Below are 21,791 nucleotides of genomic sequence, written 5' to 3'. Positions count from 1 at the left end.
GTTCCGGCGGAGGCCTTACATGCAAGACGATGATTTTTCCCTGTTCACAAGCGAGATGCGCGGCGTCAAGCCGATCAAGCATGACCGCGCCGATATCGGCAAGCCCAAGGCCGATCGCAAGCAGCTCGCCAGCCTGAGGCAGAACGCCACGGTGCGCAGCGACCAGCCCGTGGTCGACGGCCTGTCGGACCAGTTCGTCATCGATGTCGGCCCTGAAGACGACCTGCACTGGAGCCGCGACGGCGTCCAGGAAAGCCAGATGCGCAAACTCAAGATCGGCCAGATTCCCTTCGAAGGCAGCCTCGACCTGCACGGCATGAGCGTGGAAAAGGCCCGGGAGATCCTCTGGGACTTTCTTGCCGAGGCCACCCGCTTCGAAATCCGCTGCGTGCGCGTCACCCACGGCAAGGCCGTGCGCCTGGACGGCAAGCGGCCGATGATCAAGAGTCACGTCAATACCTGGCTGCGCCAGCACCCCCAGGTGCTCGGCTTCACCTCGTGCCAGGCCCGTCATGGTGGCACCGGCGCGGTGTACGTGATGCTGCGCCGGACCATGCTCGAAGGACGCGACGAGTAACGCCGCACTTGCGGCGGCGCCACAGCCGCCGTACCCTTCGCGTTTGCGAAATACACCACAGGTAGATCCATGTCCCTGGAACAGCATTACACCGCGATCCTTGGCCAACTCGGCGAGGATGTCTCCCGCGAAGGCCTGCTCGACACGCCGAAACGGGCCGCGAAGGCCATGCAGTACCTTTGCCGCGGTTACAACCAAACGCTGGAAGAAGTCACCAACGGCGCACTGTTCAGCTCCGACAACAGCGAAATGGTCCTGGTCAAGGACATCGAGCTGTACTCGCTATGCGAACACCACCTGCTGCCGTTCATCGGCAAGGCGCACGTCGCCTATATCCCGAGTGGCAAGGTGCTGGGCCTGTCCAAGGTGGCACGGATCGTCGACATGTATGCCCGTCGCCTGCAGATCCAGGAAAACCTCAGCCGCGAAATCGCCGAGGCGATCCAGAAGGTCACCGGCGCCATGGGCGTGGCGGTGGTCATCGAAGCCAAGCACATGTGCATGATGATGCGCGGTGTGGAGAAGCAGAACTCGTCCATGATCACTTCGGTGATGCTTGGCGAATTCCGCGAAAACGCGGCGACCCGCAGCGAGTTTCTCAGCCTGATCAAGTGATCGGGAGCGTTATCCGGGCCGACCTTTTCAGGTCGGCTTTTTATTGCGAGGAATCATCATGATCGTCAAAGCCCTGCGAGTCGGCCTCGGCCAAATGATCGTCTTTTTCGACTGGATCAGCCGTCCGGCCAGGCTCAAGCGGGATCCGGCGGCCCAGGCCAGGGTGGAGGAGCAGGCCCGCGGCCTGAGCCTGTACCAGTTCCATGCCTGCCCGTTCTGCGTGAAGACCCGCCGTACCCTGCACCGCCTGAATGTACCGGTGGCATTGCGCGATGCGAAGAACAACGAGCAGGATCGCCAGGCACTGCTCGAAGGTGGCGGCAAGGTCAAGGTGCCGTGCCTGCGGATCGAAGAAGATGGCAAGACCACCTGGATGTATGAGTCCAAGGTGATCATCGACTATCTGAACAAGCGGTTTTCTGCGGTGTAAATCATCGCTGGCAAGCCAGCTCCCACAGGTTTCGCGGTGCATGCGGGCCCTGTGGAAGCTGGCTTGCCAGCGATGAGGCCGGCAGCATCACCCTACCATCGGCACATGCCGCGGATGCGCCGCCACCCGCGCCAGCCACTCCCTGACCCTGGGATACGCTGCCAGGTCGAAGCCACCCTCATGGGCGACATGGGTGTAGGCATACAGCGCCACATCGGCGATCGAGTACTGGTCCCCTACCAGGTACGGCGTCACTTCCAGCTGCCGTTCCATCACCTTCAACGCCTTGTGCCCGCCCTTGTGCAGCTTGCGGTACTCCTCCAGGCGCTCGTCCGGCAGCCCCAGGTAGAACTGGATGAAACGCGCCACGGCAATGTAAGGCTCATGGCTGTACTGCTCGAAAAACTGCCATTGCAGCACCTGGGTACGCAGGCGCGGCTCGCTTGGCAGGAACTCGCTGCCGTCGGCGAGGAAATTGAGAATCGCGTTGGACTCCCACAGGCAGGTACCGTCCTCCAGTTGCAGCACAGGCACCTTGCCGTTGGGATTCATTGCCAGGAACTCCGGCGTCTGCGTATCTCCCTTGAGAATATCCACAGGCTGCCAGGTGTAGGGCAGATCGAGCAGGTGCAGCATCAGCTTGATCTTGTAGCAGTTGCCCGATTGGTAATCCCCATAGACCTTGTACATCGTGCTCCCCTCTTTTACCCAAAACGCGATCGCTGACTGTACGGCTAAATGCAACGCTCGCTGTACCGCAAGCACATGCCGTGCCCACGGTAGTCTGAAAAATCTGCTTACATCGAAGAACAAGGAATTTCCCATGCCCAACGCCACTTCCGCGCAACTGCGGCCGCTGGCCGACTCGTCTCCCTCGGCGATAGTCGCCGGTTTTATCGCCATGCTCACCGGCTACACCAGTTCGCTGGTCCTGATGTTCCAGGCCGGCCAGGCTGCGGGACTAACCAGTGCGCAGATTTCATCGTGGATCTGGGCCCTGTCCATCGGCATGGCAGTGTGCAGCATCGGCCTGTCGTTGCGCTACCGCACACCGGTAACGGTGGCCTGGTCGACCCCGGGTGCGGCATTGCTGATCACCAGCCTGGGCGGCGTGAGCTATGGCGAAGCCATCGGTGCTTATATCACCTGCGCGGTACTGGTGGTGATCTGCGGCCTGACGGGCAGCTTCGAGCGTCTGGTCCGACGTATTCCGGCATCCCTGGCCTCGGCCCTGCTGGCGGGTATCCTGTTCAAGATCGGCAGCGAGATCTTCGTAGCCGCGCAGCACCGTACCACCCTGGTGCTGGGCATGTTCTTCAGCTACTTGCTGGTAAAGCGCCTGTCGCCGCGCTATTCGGTGCTGGCGGCACTGCTGGTGGGCACGGGCCTGTCCGCCGTGCTCGGACTGCTGGATTTCAGCGGCTTCGCCCTGGAAGTGGCGGTGCCGGTGTGGACCACGCCGAGTTTCTCCCTGGCCGCGACCATCAGCATCGGCATCCCGCTGTTCGTGGTGGCGATGACCTCGCAGAACATGCCCGGCGTCGCCGTGCTGCGTGCGGACGGCTATCAGGTACCCGCCTCGCCCCTGATCTCGGTGACCGGCATCGCCTCGCTGCTGCTGGCGCCGTTCGGTGCCCACGGGGTCAACCTGGCGGCCATCAGCGCAGCCATCTGCACCGGCCCCCACGCTCATGAGGACCCGAGCAAACGCTACACCGCAGCAGTCTGGTGCGGGATCTTCTACGCCATCGCCGGCACCTTCGGCGCCACCCTCGCCGCCCTGTTCGCCGCACTGCCCAAGGAACTGGTGCTGTCGATCGCCGCCCTGGCCCTGTTCGGCTCGATCATGAACGGCCTGAGCGTGGCGATGAATGAACCGAAGGAACGCGAGGCGGCGCTGATCACCTTCATGGTCACCGCCTCGGGCTTCACCCTGTTTTCGATCGGTTCGGCCTTCTGGGGCATCGTCGCCGGGGTGCTTACCCTGCTGATCCTGAACTGGCGCAAAAACGCCTGACAGGCATTTCCGGGCTCAGATCCGGAAATGCCCTACCATCCCCTTCAACTCCGCACCCAACTGCGCCAGCTCGATACTCGAGCTGGCGTTGTCGCGCATGGCCATCGCCGACTGGTCGGCACTGCTGCGGATCTGGGTGACGCTACGGCTGATTTCCTCGGCTACCGAACTTTGCTGCTCTGCCGCAGCGGCGATCTGCTGGTTCATCTGCTGGATCAGCGACACAGCGCCGGCGATGCTGCCCAGCGCGCTTTCGGTCTGCAACGCATCGGCCACCGCCAGCTTGACCAGCTCGCCGCTGTCCTGGATCTGCGCGACCGAAGCCTGGGCATTGCTGCGCAGGCTGCTGACCAGGCGCTCGATCTCGCCGGTGGATTGCTGAGTGCGCTGGGCCAAGGCCCGTACCTCGTCCGCCACCACGGCGAAGCCGCGCCCCTGCTCGCCGGCACGCGCCGCTTCGATGGCAGCGTTGAGCGCCAGCAGGTTGGTCTGCTCGGCGACGCTCTTGATCACCTCCAGCACCGAACCGATGTGCTGGATCTCGGCGCTGAGGTTTTCAATGCTGTGGCTTGCAGAATCCGCTGCGCTGGCCAGGCGCTCGATGCGCTGCATGCTCTGGCGCACCACCTGCTGTCCGCTTTCCACCTTGCCGTCCGCCGCCTGCGCGGCCTGGGCCGCCTCTTCTGCATCGCGGGCGACGCTGTGCACCGTGGCGGTCATCTGCTGCATGGCGGTAGCGACCTGGTCGGTCTCTTCCTTCTGGCTGCCGACTTCACGGTTGGTCTGCTCGGTCACCGCCGACAAGGTATGGGCACTGCTGGCCAGTTTGTCGATACCGGTCTGCAGGCCGCTGACGATAACGGCCAGGCCACTGCCCATCTGCTGCATCGCCAATAGCAACTGGCCCACTTCATCACGGCGGTCGACAATGATTTCACCCCGCAGATCACCGGCGGCAATCTCCTGGGCCCTAGCGATGACCCGGCGCAGCGGCAGCACGATGGCGCGGGTAATCAGGATTGCCGCCACCACGCCGACCAGCAGGGCTGCCAGCGACGAAACCAGGATCAGCAGGGCATTGCGCTTGAGCTCGTGCTGCATGCTGGCATCGATGGCCCCGTTGATCTGCTCGACCCGCGAGATGACCTGCTCGGCACGCTCCTGCAACTGTTTGCGCAATTGCGCTTCGCGGGCCAGCAGATCCGTGTATTCACCCAGCTTCTCGCCAAAACTGGCGATATGGGTGGTGACTTCGCCAAGCACGCTCTGGTAGCCGGGGTCCTGTATCGCGGACTTGAGCTGCTCGGCCAATTGCGCAGCCTGCTCGGCCTGTTCGATACGGCCCTGGCGGACGTCTTCGGCGCCCTTGCGGTTCTGGTCCAGGCGGATGCGCGCTTCGTCCATGGCCTGCAACATCAGGCGCGCCACCTGGGCGACCTGGCCCGCTTGCTCGACGAATTCAGCGCCCTTCTGGCCTTGGGAGTCCTTCAGGGTCCAGGTACCGTCATCGGCCAGCCCGGACTGCAGGACGTCCAGGTTGTTGGCGACGCTCGACACCGACCAACTGGCCATATCCAGCGCCAGCTCCTTGGACTGGGTCAACTCGACGAACTCATCGAATGCCTTGCGGTATGCGGCCAGTGCGCTGCCCACGTCGCTGCCGGCCAGCTCCGGCAATTGCGTGATGCGGCTTTGCAGTTCTTCGACGCCCTTGCGCAGGGCCTCGGCGTCCTTGGGATCGGAACGCTGGGCATAACGTTGCTCATGCAGGCGCAGGCCGAGGACATCCTCGTTGAACGCCGTGGCCTGCTTGAGGCCATCGAAGCGTTGGCCCAGGCCATACAGCGCAGCGATCCCGATCGCCGCGACCACAGCCGTCAAGGCCAGCACCAGCGTGAATCCCAGCCCCAGCTTGCGGGCCATGCCCAGGTTGGCAAAACCGCCATTTGTGCCCGACTTCATTGCTCGCTGCCCCCTCGTGCTGCCCTTGGAAAACTCGCCGGATATCCAAGAGCGCAGAGTGGCAACGGCGCCGGGGACTGCACAAGCCACCCTGGTCGCAATAATGGCAAAAAGCTACGGAGCCGTCGTTTTCAGAATGTTGGAGGTCGTCACGACGATGCTTGCGCGACCGCCTGGAAAAACCCCTGGGCCCGGTGGTCGCGGGCGTAGGCCACATTGATGCGCAACCAGTCGCTGTCGCGTCCCTGCGGGTCGAAAGCCGAGCCCGGCGAGAGCAGTACGCCGTGCTCCTGGGCGCTCTGTTGCAGTCGGGCGAACGGGACACCAGGGTAACGGGTCCAGACGAACATGCCCCCGCAGGGTTCGGCGAACACTTCCCAGCCAGTGGCCTCCAACAGGCGCAAGGTGCTTGCCATGTGTTCGGCCAGGCGCAGACGCAGGCGTTGCACGCTCTTGCGATAGACCCCGCTGCCAAGCAATTGCGCCAGTACCTGTTCAGCGAACCTCGAACTGCCAATCCCGGTGACCATCTTCACCTCGGCCAGCCGTGCGGTCAGTTCCGGATCGGCGACCAGGTAACCGACCCGCAGCGAACTGCTGAGCGTCTTGGAAAAACTCGCCAGGTAGATCACCCGCTGCTGGCTGTCGAGGGTACTCAGGCGAGTGGCCGGACCTTCCTGGAAATCGGCATAGATATCGTCCTCGATGATGCGCAGGTCATGCTCGCCGGCCAGTTCCAGCAGGCGCTGGGCAGTGCGCGGGGCAAGGCTGGTGCCGGTCGGGTTCTGGTACAGGCTGTTGGTAAACAGTAAGCGCGGGCGGTGTTCCCGCAGCAGCGCCGACAGCACGTCCAGGTCCGGCCCTTCGGCGGTGCGTGGCACTTCCAGCATGCGCACGCCATGCAGGCGCAGCAGGTTGAAGAGGTTGTAGTAGCCGGGACGCTCCACCACTACGGTGTCGCCAGGCGACAGCAAGGTACGCACCAGCAGGTCGAGTGCCTGGCTGGCGCCCTGGGTGGTGAGGATCTGCTCAGGCCGGACCTGGACACCGATAAGCGCCAGACGCTTGCGGATTTGCTGGCGCAACGCGGTCAGGCCCAGCGGCGGACCATAGCCGAAAAGGTCCTGCCCGCCGCCGCGGCTGACCTGGCGGATCGCCAGGGCGATCTCCTCGCTCTGGCGCCAGTTGCCTGGCAGCCAGCCGCAGCCGAGGCGTAGCAGGTTTTCCTGCTCGTCGCTGAACAGGCGCCAGCGTCCCTCTGCCCCCTCGTCCCAGGCCGGCTCTTCGGCGAACGGCGCCATGCCCCTGCGTTCGGCAACGAAAAAGCCGACACCATGCCGGGCCTCAAGCCACCCTTGCGAAACCAAACGGTCATAGGCCTCGATGGCGCAGGACTGGCTGACCCCCTGCGTCTTGACCAACTGGCGGATCGACGGCAAGCGCGTGCCAGGGCGCAGGCGCTGCTCGGCGATCCAACGCTCCAGGCCAGCAGCGAGCTGCTGCACCAAGGGGGTGGGCAGGTTTCGATCGAGGGTGATGTTCATACTTGAGGTGTTCGGTCGTTTTGGCCAAACAGTTAATCACAAAAGCAGCGGGGCTGTGCCTTTTCCCTCCATGGCAGGGTTCGCAGAATGGGCTGCCCATTCAAGGAACCCGCCATGTCCAGCCGCAACGCCTCAACCATCCTGGCCTTCGCCCTGTGCCTGGTGACGTTCGCCGTCAACCTCCAGGCCCCTCTCTACACCGCCTATGCGGCCCTGTCCGGCCAGGGTGCAGCGGCGACGGCGGTGGCCTTCTCCGGCTATGTGATCGGCGTTTTACCGGTGCTCCTGCTATTGGGCGGACTGGCTGACCGGGTTGGCCACAAGCGGCTGATCCTCGCGGCGCTGGCGCTGTCGATGCTGGCGACCGTGCTTATGCTGCTGGCGCCCGGCCTGGCCCAGTTGGCCATGGCCCGGACCTTGCTCGGTGTCGGCACCGCGCTGGCCTCGGCCACCGGCACCGCCTACATGTGCGAGCTGATGCAAGACGGCGACGCCCGCGCTGCGGCCAACCGGGTCACTGCCAGCACATCATTGGGCTTCGGCCTGGGGGCGGCGGTGACCAGCCTGTTTCTGTTATGGGGACCGACGCTGGCACCAGGCAGTTTCCCCTTGCACCTGGCGCTGGCTGCATTGGCATTCGTGGCGGTACTGGGGCTGCCCGACCCGGTCCAGCGGCGCCAGAGCGCCCTGCTGCGATTGCCGTTTTATCCACAGGGCAGCCTGGCCTACGGCCTGGCGATCCTGCTGGCCTGGGCCTGCGTTGGCCTGGTGATCGCGTTGATGCCATCGATTCTCGCCCGGCATCACCTGGGCAACTGGTCGGGATTGTCGACGTTCTGCGTGATCAGTTGTGGCCTGCTGCTCCAGCCACTGGCACGGCGCATGGCCTCGGCACGCTCGACTTTGCTGGGCTTGCTGATTTTGCCGTGCAGCTACGCGCTGCTGGCCTGGGGAGCAGATGCCGGCGTACTCGCGGCGGTGCTGTTGGGCGCGATCGGCGCCAGCAGTGCCTGCTATGGCTTTATCTACCTGGGTGGACTGTCTGCGGTGAACACCCTGGCCGGAACAGAGAAAACCCGCGCCAGTGCCGGTTTTTTCCTGCTCGCCTATCTCGGCTTCAGCCTGCCGGTGATCTTTACCGGCATGCTGGCCGACCACTTCGGCGCGGGCACCGCCCTGGCACTGTTCGGAGCCCTGCTGCTGACCGGCTGCTTCGCGGTTGCTGGCGCACTGCTCCGCACCAGCAGGCACAGCGCATTCGAGGCGATCAGATAGCCGTGGCGCCACCATCCACCGCCAAGGCCTGGCCGGTGGTGAACGCAGCACCGTCGCTGCACAGATAAAGCACCGCGGCAGCTATCTCCTCGACCTTGCCGATGCGCCCGACCGGGTGCATCGCCGCAGCGAACTCGGCCTTGCGCGGGTCGGCCTCGTAGGCGCGGCGGAACATATCGGTATCGATCACCGCCGGACATACCGCGTTGACCCGGATTTGCTTCTTCGCATACTCGATCGCGGCAGACTTGGTCAGCCCGATCACCGCATGCTTGGACGCCGCGTAAATGCTCATCTTCGGCGCCGCGCCGAGACCGGCGACCGAGGCGGTGTTGACGATCGCCCCGCCGCCTTGGGCCAGCAGCAGCGGCAACTGGTACTTCATGCACAACCAAACGCCCTTGACGTTGACGCCCATGATGGCGTCGAACTCTGCCTCGCTGCCTTCGGACAGCCGCCCCTTCTCGATCTCGATGCCAGCGTTGTTGAAGGCATAGTCGAGGCGACCGTAAGCCTCGAGCGTGCGCGCCATCAACTGCTGCACCTCGTCGTCACGGGTCACATTGCACGGCACGAAGATCGCCTCGCCGCCGGCTACGCGAATCTCTTGCACCGTGGCCTCACCTCCGGCCACGTCGAGATCCGCAACCACGACCTTCAATCCTTCCCGAGCGAAAGCCAGGGCCGTGGCGCGACCAATACCGGCGGCGGCACCGGTGACCAGGGCGACCTGGCCGCTAAACGTCATACTCATCGATAGCTCCTGCAACAGGGTTAGGACATTGGCCGCGAGTCTAGTCGGCAGTGCGGCAACCTGGGCAGCATCATCAGGACGCCAGTTGAAGCACCATGCGAAGCGATGATTATCCCCACCCAACCTCATCACCCTGCTGGATGGACAGCTATTCGTCGCAGCGCAGGAACTTGCCGAGCGGGCGTCGAAGGTCTATCACAAGACTTTTGTCCAACCTTCGCGAGGCTTCCATGACTGCCCTGACCAATCGCCGCTTCCTGCTCGCCAAACGCCCGGTGGGCGCCGTGACCCGGGACGATTTCAGCTTCGAACAGATACCGGTGGGCGAACCCGCCGACGGTCAGGTGCTGGTGAAGAACCTGTACCTGTCCCTCGACCCGGCCATGCGTGGCTGGATGAACGAAGGCAAGTCCTATATCCCGCCGGTCGGCCTTGGCCAGGTGATGCGCGCACTGGGCGTCGGCGAGGTGATCGCTTCGCGCAATCCGAAGTTTGCCGTGGGCGACCACGTCAATGGCGCGCTGGGCGTGCAGGATTACTTCCTTGGCGAGCCCCAGGGCTTCTACAAGATCGATCCGAAGCTGGTGCCGCTGCCGCGCTACCTCTCCGCCCTGGGAATGACCGGCATGACGGCTTATTTCGCCCTGCTCGAGGTCGGCGCGCCGAAGGCCGGCGAGACCGTGGTGATCTCCGGTGCCGCCGGGGCGGTGGGCAGCATTGCCGGGCAGATCGCGAAAATCAAAGGCTGCCGCGTGGTCGGGATCGCCGGCGGTGCACGGAAATGCCAGTACCTCAAAGACGAACTGGGCTTTGACGGGGTCATCGACTACAAGGCCGAGGACGTACTGGAGGGGCTGAAACGGGAATGCCCGAAAGGTGTGGATGTGTACTTCGACAACGTCGGCGGCGACATCCTCGATGCCGTGCTCAGCCGCCTGAATTTCAAGGCCCGGGTGGTGATCTGCGGCGCGATCAGCCAATACAACAATAAACAGGCAGTGAAAGGCCCGGCCAACTATCTTTCGCTGCTGGTCAATCGCGCGCGGATGGAAGGGTTCGTGGTGATGGACCACGTGGCGCAGTATGGCGCGGCGGGCCAAGAAATCGCCGGATGGCTTGCCAGTGGCAAGCTCAAGAGCAAGGAAGATGTGGTCGAGGGGCTGGAGACGTTCCCTGAGACGCTGTTGAAGCTGTTCAGTGGCGAGAATTTTGGCAAGCTGGTGTTGAAGATCTGACGGGCATCGTTGGTGATAGAGCTCGTCACGGTGCGGCAATAGCGGCTCGGGCCAACGTTGTTGTCGAGCGTCGTCGAGAGCGATAGACTCGATCGTTTTCGTACCTAATCTTGCGACAGGGCTTTCGCGATGAATCTGCAGTCAAAAACCGTCAAACTCAGACTGGTAGAAGAGAATGACGCTGAGTTTATTTTGCGTCTTAGGACAGATAGTAAATATAACCAGCATCTCTCCCAAGTGACTGGAGGCGTTGCCGAACAGGTCGAATGGATCAGGAGATACAAGAACGACGAGAAGAACAAACTGCAGTATTACTTCATCATCGAGCGCAACGATGGCATCCGTTGCGGCACTCTGCGGGTCTATGATATTCGTCCTGACTCGTTCAGTTGGGGCAGTTGGATTCTGAATGAAGACAAGACACGCTTTGCCGCGATAGAGAGTGCGTTCCTGGTTTACCGCTTCGGCTTCGATCACCTTAAGTTTGAAAAATCGCACTTCGAGGTGCGCAAGGAAAACACCAAGGTCATCTCCTTCCACGAAAAAATGGGCGCGGTGCGCAACGGGGAGACAGAACTGGATTTCCTCTACGAAATAAGCAAGCCTTCGGTTCTCGCCGCCCAGGAAAAGTTGCTGGGCAAACTCCTGTAACACCCTTGATGTTCCAGGCAACCATCAAGGGTTCGCCCGGAACATCAATCCGATCATTTTCCGTTGATCTGCTGCATTACCTGCTCCAACGCCCTGGCTGGATCGGCTGCCTGACTGATTGGACGCCCGATTACCAGATAATCGGAGCCCGCAGCCAGCGCCTGGCTTGGAGTCAGGATGCGTCGTTGATCGTCCTGGGCACTGCCCGCCGGACGAATCCCCGGGGTGACCAGCTTCAGGCTTGGATGGGCACCCTTCAGTGCCGGAGCCTCCAGAGCGGAACACACCAGACCGTCCATACCCGCTTTCTCGGCCAGCGCCGCCAAGCGCAACACCTGCTGCTGGGGCTCCACATCCAGGCCGATTCCAGCCAGGTCGTCCTGCTCCATACTGGTCAGGACCGTCACACCAATCAGCAATGGCTGTGGACCGCTGCGCTGATCCAGAACCTCGCGGCAGGCGGACATCATGCGCAAGCCACCGGAGCAATGCACGTTGACCATCCAGACACCCATTTCTGCAGCTGCCTTGACCGCCATGGCAGTGGTATTGGGGATATCGTGGAATTTCAAGTCGAGGAATACCTCGAATCCTTTGCCCTGCAGGCTTTCGACGATGCCGGCAGCGCTGCTGGTGAACAGTTCCTTGCCGACCTTGACCCGGCACAGCGCAGGGTCCAGCTGATCGGCCAGCTTCAGGGCGGCGTCAGGGGTGGGAAAATCCAGGGCGACAATCAGGGGCGTCTGGCAGGCGGACATGGGCAGGGTCTCTTGGCAAGTCGAAAACGGCGCGCATTGTAAACGATGCGAGGGCCCAGCGGGGGCCGGTGATCGTGAATCTGGTTTGAATGCTGCAGCCTATAATTGAACCATCTGTGCCAAGTTTTACTCGATATTACAGATACGGACTTATTGCCGTATGAAGGAGAACGTCATGCCCTGGTATGCTTGGTTGATTCTGTTGGTGGCGATCGGTTCTATTGTCGGTGGCCTCATGATGCTCAGGGACACCGCAAAGAGGCTGCCGTTGACGGACGAGCAGCTGAGGAAGATCCATGAGCGCAATGCGGAGATGGATGCGAAGGAGGCGCGGGATCGCTAGCGGCTATCGATGAAAGGCCGATCGATAGGATCGGCCTTTCATCTCCACGGATGTCAGTTCACTGTAAGCTTGTCCCGGTTGCGATCCAGCAACGCCTTGCCGATTCCCTTTATCTCCAGCAGTTCGTCAATCGAGGCAAAGTCACCGTGCTCCTCGCGATAGGCCACGATGGCCTCCGCCTTGCTCTTGCCGATACCGCTCAATTGGCTTTGCAAGGCCATGGCGTCCGCCTTATTCAGATCCAGCCTGTCTGACTCGGCCTGCACAGAAGGCGCGGCTGCTGCTGCCGGATTGGCTGGTGCCGCATTCAATGGCAGGGAAAGGATGCCGAACAGGGTAATCAAGAGTGAGGCGAGATAGGTTTTGCGCATGGGTGGAACTCCTTGGGGTGAATGAAATTAGCAGCGTTTCCTTGGCCGCCTTTCAAACCTAGTCGTTCACCACGCAGGGTCAAATATGCATTCTTTACCAAATCTGAATGTCCCAGTCGCAAAATGGCCGCTCGGTGAGCGGCCTTTGTACTGCTTCGATTTCAGGGTTCGAGACGGCGCTGCTGGTAGAACCAATCAACAATCTCGCTGTCGGGCGTATAGCCACTCACTGTCTCGCGCAACAACTGGCGCACCGCAGCATAATCACCCTGATGCACCGCTGCCAATAGGCTAGACAGGCGTCCCTTGAGAACACTCCACTCGAGGAAGTCTTCGTTGGCGCTCATGATCATGGAGTGCTGGGTAGCGACCACGTTGTCACCTATAAGCAACTCTTCGTAAAGCTTCTCGCCAGGACGTAAACCGGTGAACTCTATCGCAATGTCTCCATGGGGGTTCTTTTCCGAACGCACGCTGAAGCCTGACAGGTGAATCATTTTCTCGGCCAGCTCAATAATGCGTACTGGCTCCCCCATATCGAGAACAAATACATCGCCCCCCAACCCCATCGAGCCAGCCTGGATCACCAACTGCGCAGCCTCGGGAATGGTCATGAAGTAGCGAGTGATCTTTGGATGGGTGACGGTCAATGGACCGCCTCCGGTGATCTGCTTATGGAAAAGCGGGATCACCGAGCCCGACGATCCCAAGACATTACCGAAGCGAACCATGGTGAAGCGGGTCTTGTTCACATAGGAAACGTTATTGTCGTCACCGAACAGGACCGGAGCCTGCTCGCGGCTTAGCGCCTGCAACGTCATCTCGGCCAGACGTTTGGTACTTCCCATCACATTAGTCGGACGCACAGCTTTGTCGGTAGAGATCAGGACAAAGTTGGCAACACCGCTCTGAAGCGCGGCCTGCGCAGTATTCAAGGTACCGATCACATTGTTCAACACACCCTCGGCGATGTTGTGTTCCACCATCGGTACATGCTTGTAAGCTGCCGCGTGGTAGACGGTGTCCACGCGCCAGGTTTTCATGACATCCAGCAACTGACCCTGGTTGCGGATACTCCCCAGAATAGGAAGCACCCGAACGGGCAGCGCCTCACGCGCCACCCGCTGCTCCAGCTCGCTGAGGATGTTGTACAGGTTGAACTCGCTGTGTTCAAACAAGAGCAGTATCTTCGGATGGAGCGAGATGATCTGACGACACAGTTCCGAACCGATCGAGCCTCCCGCTCCCGTGACAAGAACCGTCTGGTCAGATATGCAGCGTTCGAGTAACTCGCACTGTGCTGGGACAGCATCGCGACCAAGCAGGTCGGCAATATCGACTTCCTGGATGTCATCAACCTTGACCCGGCCACTGGCCAGATCCATTACGCTCGGCACACTGCGCACATGGAGTGGGAAACCCTCAAGATAGCCTAGAATCTCCCGACGTCGGCCGCGGGAAGCCGAGGGAATTGCGAGCAGGATCTCCTGCGCGCCAGTGATGTCGATCATCTTCTGAATGCTGGAGGGCTTGAATACCTGCAGCCCGGAGATGACGCGATCGGCAATGCCGCTATCATCATCGATGAAAGCAACCGGACGCATTACGCGCCCCATGCGCAGCGCGGCAACCAACTGGTTGCCTGCGGCCCCGGCACCATAAACGGCAACCTTGACGAGACCATCATCCCGCCCCACGAAGGGCACGTGGCGCGCAGCTGCAAACCAGTCGCCCAGGAAATATTGGCGCATCGCCAGACGCAGCCCGCCTATTGTGACCAGGCTCAACCACCAGTAGTTAAAAATGATCGAGCGCGGAACAATGGCTTGGGTATTGGCACGCCAGAAGATCAAAGCCGCGAGAATCAACGATGACAGACTGACCGCCTTGATGATGACAATGAGTGCGTCATTGCCAAAATAACGCATTACCGCACGATACATACCGAAGCGAATAAACAAGGGGATAGCAACCAGCGGTGCACTTGCGAACAACCACAGGTGATCGCGAACCGGGCTATCCATCTCATCGATACCCAGGCGAACAGCAAATGCTAGCCAGAGTGCAATCCAGATCAATATCACATCAACTGCAATTTGCAGTAGTCGTTTACGTCGACGTGGCAAGCTGAGCAGTCTAGTGCGAACCTTGTCCATAACGCTCTCAAACACCTTACGCTTCTCCTGCTTCTCAAGCCGGCGCCAACTTGGGTAAATTGGCACTTTGACATGACTCAATTCTCGAGCGCTACGCTCGTTTCTATCAACAGCGCAATTTAACACAAATCCAAATTGGCGCCCCAAAAAGATCATGCTCTCACTCTGCTATATCGAGAGCAAGGCTGAGCGGACCAAGGGATTCCAAGGGCGCAATTCCACACAACTCAGTACATTGCGGGTGATCATCCCGGCGAAGACAAATCCTCGCCGGGAAATTGGCGCTACTGTGTTGCGGCCTGCAAAACGCTGCGAAGAGCCTGACAAGTCTTGTCAATTTCTTCTTCGGTAAGGGTCGGGTGAATCAGAAACATGAGGCTGGTATCACCCAAGGTCCTGGCCACCGGCAGACGTTTTTCAGGCCTCCAGCCAGTGTCGTCAAAAGCCTTTTCCAGATAAACCTCGGAGCACGATCCGGAGAAGCAAGGAACACCCAGCGCGTTGATCTCGCTGGCGATACGATCCCGATCCCACCCTTGGCTGAGCGCTTGTGGTTCTACGAAGACGTAGCATTTGTATGCCGCATGCACGATGTCCGCAGGTACGACAGGCACCCGCAGACCTTGGAGGTCACGGGCAGCAGCCCAGATACGCTGAGCATTGGCGAGACGTGTGGCCTGCCAGGCCGGCATCCTGCCGAGCTGGATGCGCCCGATGACAGCCTGGGCTTCGATCATCCGCCAGTTGGTGCCGAAACTGTCATGTAGCCACCGAAAACCTGGTGGATGCTGTTTGCTATAGACCGACTCCCAATTCTTTCCGTGGTCCTTGTAGGACCACATGGCGGACCACAAGACACTGTCGTTGGTGGTAACCATGCCGCCTTCACCGCCAGTGGTCATGATCTTGTCCTGACAGAACGACCAAGCGCCGACATGTCCAATGGAACCAACGGACCGTCCTTTGTATCGCGCTCCATGGGCCTGGGCGCAATCCTCGATGACCTTCAGGTCATGCTCGCGGGCGATGTCCATGATCGGATCCATATCGCACGGCCAGCCAGCGAGATGGACACAGATGATGGCACGCGTCTCCTCAGTCATTACTGCACGAATGGAGTCTGGAGTAATGTTTTGGGTGGATTCGTCAACATCCGCAAATACGGGAACAGCACCAGCATTCACAATAGAGGAGACGGAAGCAAGAAATGTTCTCGACGTAACGATTACTTCGTCACCGGCACCAATGCCCAAAGCTTTCAAAGCCAAGTCAAGTGCAACGGTACCGTTCGCTACAGCAACGGCGTATTCACATTCCGACCATGCCGCAAATTCGGCTTCAAACTGTCGGCATTCCTGCCCGGTCCAGTAGTTCACCTTGTTGGACAGAATCACGTCCCGTACCGCGTCAGCTTCTTCGCTGGAAAAAGACGGCCAGGGCGAAAATGGCGTATTTAACATCTTATTTTACCCGTTAACATATCGCATGAATGACTAAAGTACTTCCCTGCTGCGCACTATAGGGGACGTGCAGGAACACCCACAACGGTAATACCATCGGCAACATCCCTGACAACGGCAGCTCCTGCGCCGACAACTACACCTGCGCCAATCTTTACCAGTTCACGAACGCTCGCCCCGATACCGATCCAGGAGTGCTGACCGACCTCCACTCCGCCGGCGAGATTCGCCCCAGGACTGACATGCACAAAATCACCCAGCGAGCAATCATGATCCACGCTACTTGCAGTGTTCAATATTGCACCACGACCAACAACCGTACTGACGTTGATCACAGCTCCTGCCATGACCACGCTGCCAGCTCCGACCACTGCATGACGACTGACGATGGCATGCGGGTGCACCAGCGATATGAAGCGAGCGCCCGCCTCCATCAGCATCTGCATTTTTTCGTGGCGGACCTTGTTGTTGCCTATTCCGACGATCACGCCATCGAACTCGTGGAGCCTCGCGAGCATCGATCGGGTATTGCCGATGACTGGCCAAACACCGTTGATGGAGCGGGCTGGCCAGGCATCATCAAAGAACGCTAGCTCTTCCCAACCACAACGCTCTGCGATGTCAGCGACCACTTTCCCGTGTCCACTGGCACCCAGAATAGCCAGGCGGTTCACGAGCGGTTACCGGTGAATTTGGACATGGTCGCCTCGCCCGCCGCGCTGATCCCATCTCGCTTCACGACTTTCGACGCGGTCATGAACAGTATCCTGATATCCAAAATCAAAGAACGATTGTCGACATACCATACATCTAGCTTGAATTTTTCCTCCCAGCTCAAGGCATTTCTCCCGTTCACCTGAGCCCACCCCGTCACGCCGGGACGCACTTCGTGGCGGCGATACTGTTCAGCGGAGTAGAGCGGTAAATACTCCATAAGCAAAGGGCGCGGCCCCACCAGACTCATGTCGCCCTTCAGCACATTCCACAGCTCGGGTAATTCGTCCAAGCTGGAGGCACGCAGAAAAGAACCAAAAGGTGTCATTCGCTCGGCGTCCGGCAGTGGCGTGCCGTGATCGTCCACTACATCACGCATGCTTCGAAACTTGATCATTTCGAACGGTTTTCCGTTTTTCCCTGGGCGAGTTTGGCGGAACAATACTGGCGAACCGAGGTTTCTTCTTATCTTCCACGCCACTATGGCGATGACCGGGGAAAGGACCAGCAATGCAGCCAGGGAAACAATAATATCGACAAGACGTTTCATGTCATTTTCAATCCAAGCAGAGGCTCAGCAGCCCTTTTTAACTCAGTTAACGCGTTTTCGTATGAACGCGACCATTTCGCTCACGATGACATCCTGGGAAAATTCCGAATGCGCTCGTTCATGAGCCTGCCTTGAAAGCCGAGCCCTGAACTGTTCGTCGAAATACATCTTTTTCAGCGCTTCTATCATTTCAGGAAGGTTACCGGGTTCGTGAAAAATGCCTGTCATGTCCCGCTGAACGGCGTCGCTGAGGCCATAGATGTGCGAAGCTATTGCCGGCAGGCCCACGCCTGCAGCTTGGATAGTGGCAAGACTGAAGCCTTCGCGGTAACTCGGGATGCAAAACACGTCAGCCGCAGCCATATAGCCCTCCGGATTGTAGGTGTAACCTACGCGGTGGACACGTGATTTGAAAGGCTCGAGGATCCCCAGCAAATCGCCTTCGACTCCGTCCTCATCCGGCCCAATGACCAATAAATGAGCATTTGGCATTTCCCTCGCGACGTCACTGAAAGCACGGCCCAACTCCAATATTCCTTTTACATGGGTCAGACGCGCCATGAACAAGAAGACCACCGCGTCCCCGATAATACCCAGTTCCTGCCGGTATTTTTGCCGCGCGGGAGCATCAGGTTTGAAGCGACTGATGTCGACGCCGCTGATAGAGCCTTTGCCCAGCACCGATATTTTCTGCGCAGCGACTATCTTGTTGTCGATTAGAAATTGTCGTTGCGAAGGGCTATCAGCGAGCACATGAGTGGCGCTCCACGCCAGCACCTTGTCAAGGAACTTGAGACCAGCCCTGACCAAGCCTGACTTGGTAAACCAGACCTGGCCGGTAAACATGTGGATTCGATGTGGAACCCTGGCAACGAAGGCCGCAACCATGGAGAGCAGGCCGGATTTGGGCATGATCGAGAAAACACAGTCGAAACGCTCCTTGCGAAACAGCCGGTAAACTTGCCAGAGCGAAATAACGTCACTGAGTAGAGACACTTTTCTTTGAATAGGCAGCGGTACAAATCTCACGTTCTCGCTGAACAGGTTCTCCATTTCAGAGCGATCAGCATTGGCCATCAGCGTAATATCGTAATAACATGATAGCGCGCGAATGTGCTCCAGCATGAAAACGCGCAGGGCTACGGGAACCGTGGCGACTATGCAAATTTTCTTATTGGTCGTCATGCCGGCCTCATCCTTGATTCGATCGATCATTCTGTTCACCCGCCAAAATGGCAGGCACGCTCTGCGGAATATCATGCAAGAACCTGAAATCCAGTCGCTCGCCGATATGACGGCTGTCGAAGCCTCCCGTTTTCGTAAGCGCATCGATTCGTTCTCTGGTCAGCGGCAAGCGGATCCAGGACGGAATCACTCCTATTAGCAGGCGCAGCAACTTCTCCGGAAATCCGAAGACGGGCTCGGAAACTCCCGCCCACGCAGCTATAGCCTGTATGACTTTCTGTTGCAGGCAATCCGCAGAAAGGATGAATGTTTCTCCCGCAGCGCGAGGGTCACGCCCACAGGCAATCAAGGCGCGCACGACATCATCGACATGGACGTAAGTGAAGGTGTTGATCGACCTGTTACCTATGTAGAAGAACATTTTCTTCCTGACCATCATGGCAAGCTGAAAGAACGATTGGTTGGGCATGCTCGCACCCAAGACAATCGACGGCCGTACCAGAGTACAAGTGAATAGAGGTTCACTTTGCGCCATGGCCAGGACTAGCTCATCGGCAATGGTCTTGGTCACTTCATACTCACCAACAGGTTCAGGCTGGAAGGACTCGTCGACGATTGTTTTATCGCCTTGCTTTCCATAAGCGCCGGTACTGCTGAGCTGAACCCAATGCACGGGTTTGCCGTCGCGTCGTATTCTCCGCTGCACGGCTGCTAGAAGATTTGCAGTTCCCTTGACATGCAACGGATACATGAGCTTGGGGTTCTTGACTTCCCCCGCACAGTGATAAATTACCTCTGCATTCGCGACGAAGTCATCCAACCCGCAAGACCCATCGGTCAGGTCGCCTTTGATCACCGAATCGCCGTCGCCGGCGGCTCTCGAAAGTCGAACAACTTTGTCACCGAGAGCGTGAAGCTCATCAGTGAGCAATCGTCCGATAAATCCGCTGGCACCAGTGATTGCTATATTCATGAGAGCCCTCATTAACCTTGTACACAAAGGCAGAAATAAAAAATGCTATCTGCCAAGCAAATCGCTATTCACAGCGACCGGCTGGGGTGTCGAAACCTTAAAGAAATAAGCTTTGCGTTGATAGACGATGGCACATGCAATGAGCACCCCTATGTAGCTGTACATGCGCAAGCGCATTGCGGTGCCCAGGTTGTCGTTACCGAGCAGCCAGATGATCGAATAGACAATGGAAAAGACCACGACGAAGTCCACAAGGCTATTGGAAAATCTGCGATTCCTCACCAGAAAAAATAATCCGAGGCAGAATGGCACGCTCTCTAGTACGAATGCGACCACAGAACTCAGATTTGGATAGAAAAATCCAAAAAGTTGAGACAGCAGACTATTCATGAAGTCAGGTATGAACCGGGAAACCGACTCGAACTGAATGCCCAGATTCGTCGCGCTCTGTACGTCGTTGAACAGGCTTCGATAGTTAAGTACGGGTTTCAGCACCCCCGCCGCAAACAGCACATTCAAGCCGATCAACATCGGCACCACATACCCCATGAGCGAGAACTTCGAAAACTTCACAAAACGGAAGCAGACAAATGCCAGCAAAAACGCGAACCCCAGATATCCACGGAACGAAAACAGTACCACGGCGACAACGAGGACCATCAGAGTGCTGCCTAGGAAGCCGGCTGCAGAGCGGGCCTCGATGAACGCCTTGATTCCGACCAGTCCGACCAAGAACAGGAACACCATGAGAACATCGCGATAAATATCCAGTGCGTAATAAAAAAGCGTCGGATAAAAACTGACCACGATTGCCGCAATCATGCAAACCCGGTTATTGGCAATTGGGCCACGCAACATCGACAGGCGGGTAACCAGAAGCGGAATGGCTATCACGCCCAACAACATCATCACGAAGCTGACGCCCTCCCGTGAGTAAAGCCCCAGCTCATTGAGGGCACGTAAGAAATCCGGCCAGATGCTGGACGTAGGATAGTTTGCCCCCCGCGCATAGGAATCGTAATAGTCCGCATCGTTTCCGCCTCGAAAAAAGCTCTGCGGGTTGAATACGTAGAAGGCAAAAAACAACACCTTGAAAAATACGATGATTGCGAGGAGCAAGACGTAGATCACAGGAAGCGGCTCCAGTAGTTTAGGTAAGCCTCCGCCACCTTGACCGGAGAGTGGTGCTTCACTACGAACTCGCGCGAGGCAATCGAGCGTTCGCCGATGCTCTCGCGCTCATCCAGGATTTTTTCCAGAGTCTGATCCAGTCCGGCCTGCTCACCCGGCAGGTTGTAGACAGGTGGCAACTCACCGCCGTACAGGATAGAAGACTCAGGTTCCGCGCCACCGGCAACAACTTTTCCTTGAGACATGGAGTACAGCGCATTCATCGCCAAGCTATAGGAAAACACTTGATCTACGGAGACGTTAACCTTGGACAACAACGCCATGTATTGCTCGAACGGCATATGCCCTTTAATGAAGCACTCCACGTCATTGGGGTATTTGGACTGCAGACTGTCAAATGCTTTCTCGACCAGGAAGGTTCCTTTGAAACCTCGGCGATTCAAGCCATGAAAGAACACCAGCTTGCCATCGGCTTCGCGATTCTCGGAAAAAGGAATTCTATCTACCGAAATCGGAATTGGAATAGGCTGGGAAGTTTTTTCCTCATACCCTGCGGCACAAAAGGTAGAGTAATATTCGAACATGATCGGTATTACCCCATCGACGCACTGCATATAGTCATGCATCGCCTTCAGGTGGGCCTTACTTCTCATGTAATACGGCTTGTTGCGATCGTACTTTTCGTGCCATGGAATTGGACTGTAGCGCATTGTATCTTCGGAATACTTGACGAAGAACGGATCATCCCCCGAACCGGATAGCGTAACCACCTTGTTATGCCGCTTCAGATATTTTACGAAAAGAAGATTCAGATAAGGCAGACGCGGAAATACATAAAAATTGACCAGGTGCACCACGTCGTAACCGCGGAATACTTTCATCTTCAAGAAAGGCAGGATCAATTGACGCGCTTTGTAGCTGTAGATATTAGAACCATATCCAAGGTTGATGTCGGCTTCGAATTTCTTCCAAAAATCGCTGGCAGCGGCCAGCGTCACCTCATGCCCCAAGGCTGTCAGCGCACCTTTCAATTCCTTATGCAAGCCACTGTACTCGCCAATGAGCAATATCTTCACGCTTTTTTACTCCC

General features: G+C 58.5%; 22 protein-coding genes. 8 read left to right on the top strand and 14 right to left on the bottom strand.

Going from position 1 to position 21,791, the window contains the following annotated elements:
- Window positions 1-19: 19 nt before the first annotated feature.
- The 3 genes from N7650_RS10020 (at window position 20) to N7650_RS10010 (ending at window position 1,622) form a co-directional block, all read left to right on the top strand.
- Entirely contained in the window at window positions 20-577 is a 558-nt protein-coding gene (locus tag N7650_RS10020) for a Smr/MutS family protein (RefSeq protein ID WP_009394137.1), read from the top strand.
- A gap of 69 nt (window positions 578-646) precedes the next feature.
- On the top strand, window positions 647-1,192 hold the full coding sequence (folE, locus tag N7650_RS10015; protein ID WP_009394136.1) for a GTP cyclohydrolase I FolE: 546 nt from the start codon (window positions 647-649) through the stop codon (window positions 1,190-1,192).
- 58 nt (window positions 1,193-1,250) lie between these two features.
- Entirely contained in the window at window positions 1,251-1,622 is a 372-nt protein-coding gene (locus N7650_RS10010; RefSeq protein WP_009394135.1) for a glutathione S-transferase N-terminal domain-containing protein, read from the top strand.
- Between the two features lie 87 nt (window positions 1,623-1,709).
- Here N7650_RS10010 and N7650_RS10005 read toward each other — a convergent pair whose 3' ends face one another.
- A complete protein-coding gene (locus tag N7650_RS10005) occupies window positions 1,710-2,312 on the bottom strand; it encodes a glutathione S-transferase family protein (RefSeq protein WP_279898046.1) in 603 nt (200 codons plus the stop codon).
- A 133-nt stretch (window positions 2,313-2,445) separates the two neighbouring features.
- Between N7650_RS10005 and N7650_RS10000 the strand changes: the two genes are divergently transcribed.
- Window positions 2,446-3,639, top strand: a complete 1,194-nt coding sequence (locus N7650_RS10000) for a benzoate/H(+) symporter BenE family transporter (RefSeq protein WP_009394133.1) — start codon at window positions 2,446-2,448, stop codon at window positions 3,637-3,639.
- Window positions 3,640-3,654: 15 nt separating this feature from the next.
- Here N7650_RS10000 and N7650_RS09995 read toward each other — a convergent pair whose 3' ends face one another.
- Together N7650_RS09995 and N7650_RS09990 are read right to left on the bottom strand one after the other, a co-directional pair.
- Window positions 3,655-5,601: a methyl-accepting chemotaxis protein gene (locus N7650_RS09995; RefSeq protein ID WP_064304924.1), complete on the bottom strand. Its 1,947-nt coding sequence runs from the start codon at window positions 5,599-5,601 to the stop codon at window positions 3,655-3,657.
- Window positions 5,602-5,750: 149 nt separating this feature from the next.
- On the bottom strand, window positions 5,751-7,145 hold the full coding sequence (locus tag N7650_RS09990; RefSeq protein WP_009394129.1) for a PLP-dependent aminotransferase family protein: 1,395 nt from the start codon (window positions 7,143-7,145) through the stop codon (window positions 5,751-5,753).
- Window positions 7,146-7,259: 114 nt separating this feature from the next.
- On the opposite strand from N7650_RS09990, the gene N7650_RS09985 reads away from it, so the two are divergent.
- Complete coding sequence (locus N7650_RS09985) at window positions 7,260-8,420, top strand: MFS transporter (RefSeq protein WP_279898043.1); 1,161 nt, start codon at window positions 7,260-7,262, stop codon at window positions 8,418-8,420.
- Here the strand turns inward: N7650_RS09985 and N7650_RS09980 are convergent.
- Window positions 8,413-9,174: an SDR family oxidoreductase gene (locus tag N7650_RS09980; RefSeq protein ID WP_009394124.1), complete on the bottom strand. Its 762-nt coding sequence runs from the start codon at window positions 9,172-9,174 to the stop codon at window positions 8,413-8,415. The two genes, N7650_RS09985 and N7650_RS09980, sit on opposite strands and share 8 nt — an antisense overlap.
- Window positions 9,175-9,404: 230 nt before the next feature.
- On the opposite strand from N7650_RS09980, the gene N7650_RS09975 reads away from it, so the two are divergent.
- Both N7650_RS09975 and N7650_RS09970 read left to right on the top strand, forming a co-directional pair.
- Window positions 9,405-10,409, top strand: coding sequence for an NADP-dependent oxidoreductase (locus N7650_RS09975; RefSeq protein ID WP_009394122.1), 1,005 nt, complete (start codon window positions 9,405-9,407; stop codon window positions 10,407-10,409).
- Window positions 10,410-10,538: 129 nt separating this feature from the next.
- Window positions 10,539-11,060, top strand: coding sequence for a GNAT family N-acetyltransferase (locus N7650_RS09970; protein ID WP_279898041.1), 522 nt, complete (start codon window positions 10,539-10,541; stop codon window positions 11,058-11,060).
- Window positions 11,061-11,113: 53 nt separating this feature from the next.
- On the opposite strand, the gene pyrF is transcribed toward N7650_RS09970, so the two are convergent.
- Window positions 11,114-11,818: an orotidine-5'-phosphate decarboxylase gene (pyrF, locus tag N7650_RS09965; protein ID WP_279898040.1), complete on the bottom strand. Its 705-nt coding sequence runs from the start codon at window positions 11,816-11,818 to the stop codon at window positions 11,114-11,116.
- A gap of 175 nt (window positions 11,819-11,993) precedes the next feature.
- Between pyrF and N7650_RS09960 the strand changes: the two genes are divergently transcribed.
- Window positions 11,994-12,161, top strand: a complete 168-nt coding sequence (locus N7650_RS09960; protein ID WP_009407592.1) for a DUF2897 family protein — start codon at window positions 11,994-11,996, stop codon at window positions 12,159-12,161.
- A gap of 53 nt (window positions 12,162-12,214) precedes the next feature.
- Here the strand turns inward: N7650_RS09960 and N7650_RS09955 are convergent, their stop codons facing one another.
- The 9 genes from N7650_RS09955 to N7650_RS09915 all read right to left on the bottom strand — a co-directional run bounded on the left by N7650_RS09955 (window position 12,215) and on the right by N7650_RS09915 (window position 21,777).
- Window positions 12,215-12,532 (bottom strand): ComEA family DNA-binding protein, encoded by a 318-nt coding sequence (locus N7650_RS09955; protein ID WP_009407590.1) that lies wholly within the window; start codon window positions 12,530-12,532, stop codon window positions 12,215-12,217.
- 161 nt (window positions 12,533-12,693) lie between these two features.
- Window positions 12,694-14,688, bottom strand: a complete 1,995-nt coding sequence (locus N7650_RS09950) for a nucleoside-diphosphate sugar epimerase/dehydratase (RefSeq protein ID WP_279898077.1) — start codon at window positions 14,686-14,688, stop codon at window positions 12,694-12,696.
- A 284-nt stretch (window positions 14,689-14,972) separates the two neighbouring features.
- The gene (locus N7650_RS09945) at window positions 14,973-16,148 is read right to left on the bottom strand and encodes a DegT/DnrJ/EryC1/StrS aminotransferase family protein (protein ID WP_279898039.1); all 1,176 of its coding nucleotides are present in this window, start codon (window positions 16,146-16,148) and stop codon (window positions 14,973-14,975) included.
- A gap of 56 nt (window positions 16,149-16,204) precedes the next feature.
- The gene (locus N7650_RS09940) at window positions 16,205-16,822 is read right to left on the bottom strand and encodes an acetyltransferase (protein ID WP_279898038.1); all 618 of its coding nucleotides are present in this window, start codon (window positions 16,820-16,822) and stop codon (window positions 16,205-16,207) included.
- Entirely contained in the window at window positions 16,819-17,412 is a 594-nt protein-coding gene (locus tag N7650_RS09935) for a sugar transferase (RefSeq protein ID WP_279898037.1), read from the bottom strand. The genes N7650_RS09940 and N7650_RS09935 overlap by 4 nt, the downstream gene beginning before the upstream one ends.
- 42 nt (window positions 17,413-17,454) lie before the next feature.
- The gene (locus tag N7650_RS09930; RefSeq protein WP_279898036.1) at window positions 17,455-18,627 is read right to left on the bottom strand and encodes a glycosyltransferase; all 1,173 of its coding nucleotides are present in this window, start codon (window positions 18,625-18,627) and stop codon (window positions 17,455-17,457) included.
- Window positions 18,605-19,570: an NAD-dependent epimerase/dehydratase family protein gene (locus N7650_RS09925; RefSeq protein ID WP_279898035.1), complete on the bottom strand. Its 966-nt coding sequence runs from the start codon at window positions 19,568-19,570 to the stop codon at window positions 18,605-18,607. The genes N7650_RS09930 and N7650_RS09925 overlap by 23 nt, the downstream gene beginning before the upstream one ends.
- Window positions 19,571-19,615: 45 nt before the next feature.
- Window positions 19,616-20,701, bottom strand: a complete 1,086-nt coding sequence (locus N7650_RS09920; protein ID WP_279898034.1) for a hypothetical protein — start codon at window positions 20,699-20,701, stop codon at window positions 19,616-19,618.
- Window positions 20,698-21,777, bottom strand: a complete 1,080-nt coding sequence (locus N7650_RS09915; protein ID WP_279898032.1) for a hypothetical protein — start codon at window positions 21,775-21,777, stop codon at window positions 20,698-20,700. The genes N7650_RS09920 and N7650_RS09915 overlap by 4 nt, the downstream gene beginning before the upstream one ends.
- Between the last annotated feature and the right edge of the window lie 14 nt (window positions 21,778-21,791).

This window comes from Pseudomonas sp. GD04058 (assembly GCF_029836855.1).
Lineage (GTDB): Bacteria > Pseudomonadota > Gammaproteobacteria > Pseudomonadales > Pseudomonadaceae > Aquipseudomonas > Aquipseudomonas bharatica.
Note: the sequence above shows the minus strand (reverse complement) of the source record. Positions and strands in the feature narration are given on the sequence as shown.

Excerpts from the sequence above, each read along its gene's own strand:
- N7650_RS10020 (WP_009394137.1), top strand. The coding sequence starts at position 20 with ATGCAAGACGATGATTTTTCCCTGTTCACAAGCGAGATGCGCGGCGTC.
- folE (WP_009394136.1), top strand. The coding sequence starts at position 647 with ATGTCCCTGGAACAGCATTACACCGCGATCCTTGGCCAACTCGGCGAG.
- N7650_RS10010 (WP_009394135.1), top strand. The coding sequence starts at position 1,251 with ATGATCGTCAAAGCCCTGCGAGTCGGCCTCGGCCAAATGATCGTCTTT.
- N7650_RS10005 (WP_279898046.1), bottom strand. The coding sequence starts at position 2,312 with ATGTACAAGGTCTATGGGGATTACCAATCGGGCAACTGCTACAAGATC.
- N7650_RS10000 (WP_009394133.1), top strand. The coding sequence starts at position 2,446 with ATGCCCAACGCCACTTCCGCGCAACTGCGGCCGCTGGCCGACTCGTCT.
- N7650_RS09995 (WP_064304924.1), bottom strand. The coding sequence starts at position 5,601 with ATGAAGTCGGGCACAAATGGCGGTTTTGCCAACCTGGGCATGGCCCGC.
- N7650_RS09990 (WP_009394129.1), bottom strand. The coding sequence starts at position 7,145 with ATGAACATCACCCTCGATCGAAACCTGCCCACCCCCTTGGTGCAGCAG.
- N7650_RS09985 (WP_279898043.1), top strand. The coding sequence starts at position 7,260 with ATGTCCAGCCGCAACGCCTCAACCATCCTGGCCTTCGCCCTGTGCCTG.
- N7650_RS09980 (WP_009394124.1), bottom strand. The coding sequence starts at position 9,174 with ATGAGTATGACGTTTAGCGGCCAGGTCGCCCTGGTCACCGGTGCCGCC.
- N7650_RS09975 (WP_009394122.1), top strand. The coding sequence starts at position 9,405 with ATGACTGCCCTGACCAATCGCCGCTTCCTGCTCGCCAAACGCCCGGTG.
- N7650_RS09970 (WP_279898041.1), top strand. The coding sequence starts at position 10,539 with ATGAATCTGCAGTCAAAAACCGTCAAACTCAGACTGGTAGAAGAGAAT.
- pyrF (WP_279898040.1), bottom strand. The coding sequence starts at position 11,818 with ATGTCCGCCTGCCAGACGCCCCTGATTGTCGCCCTGGATTTTCCCACC.
- N7650_RS09960 (WP_009407592.1), top strand. The coding sequence starts at position 11,994 with ATGCCCTGGTATGCTTGGTTGATTCTGTTGGTGGCGATCGGTTCTATT.
- N7650_RS09955 (WP_009407590.1), bottom strand. The coding sequence starts at position 12,532 with ATGCGCAAAACCTATCTCGCCTCACTCTTGATTACCCTGTTCGGCATC.
- N7650_RS09950 (WP_279898077.1), bottom strand. The coding sequence starts at position 14,688 with ATGGACAAGGTTCGCACTAGACTGCTCAGCTTGCCACGTCGACGTAAA.
- N7650_RS09945 (WP_279898039.1), bottom strand. The coding sequence starts at position 16,148 with ATGTTAAATACGCCATTTTCGCCCTGGCCGTCTTTTTCCAGCGAAGAA.
- N7650_RS09935 (WP_279898037.1), bottom strand. The coding sequence starts at position 17,412 with ATGAAACGTCTTGTCGATATTATTGTTTCCCTGGCTGCATTGCTGGTC.
- N7650_RS09930 (WP_279898036.1), bottom strand. The coding sequence starts at position 18,627 with ATGATCGATCGAATCAAGGATGAGGCCGGCATGACGACCAATAAGAAA.
- N7650_RS09925 (WP_279898035.1), bottom strand. The coding sequence starts at position 19,570 with ATGAATATAGCAATCACTGGTGCCAGCGGATTTATCGGACGATTGCTC.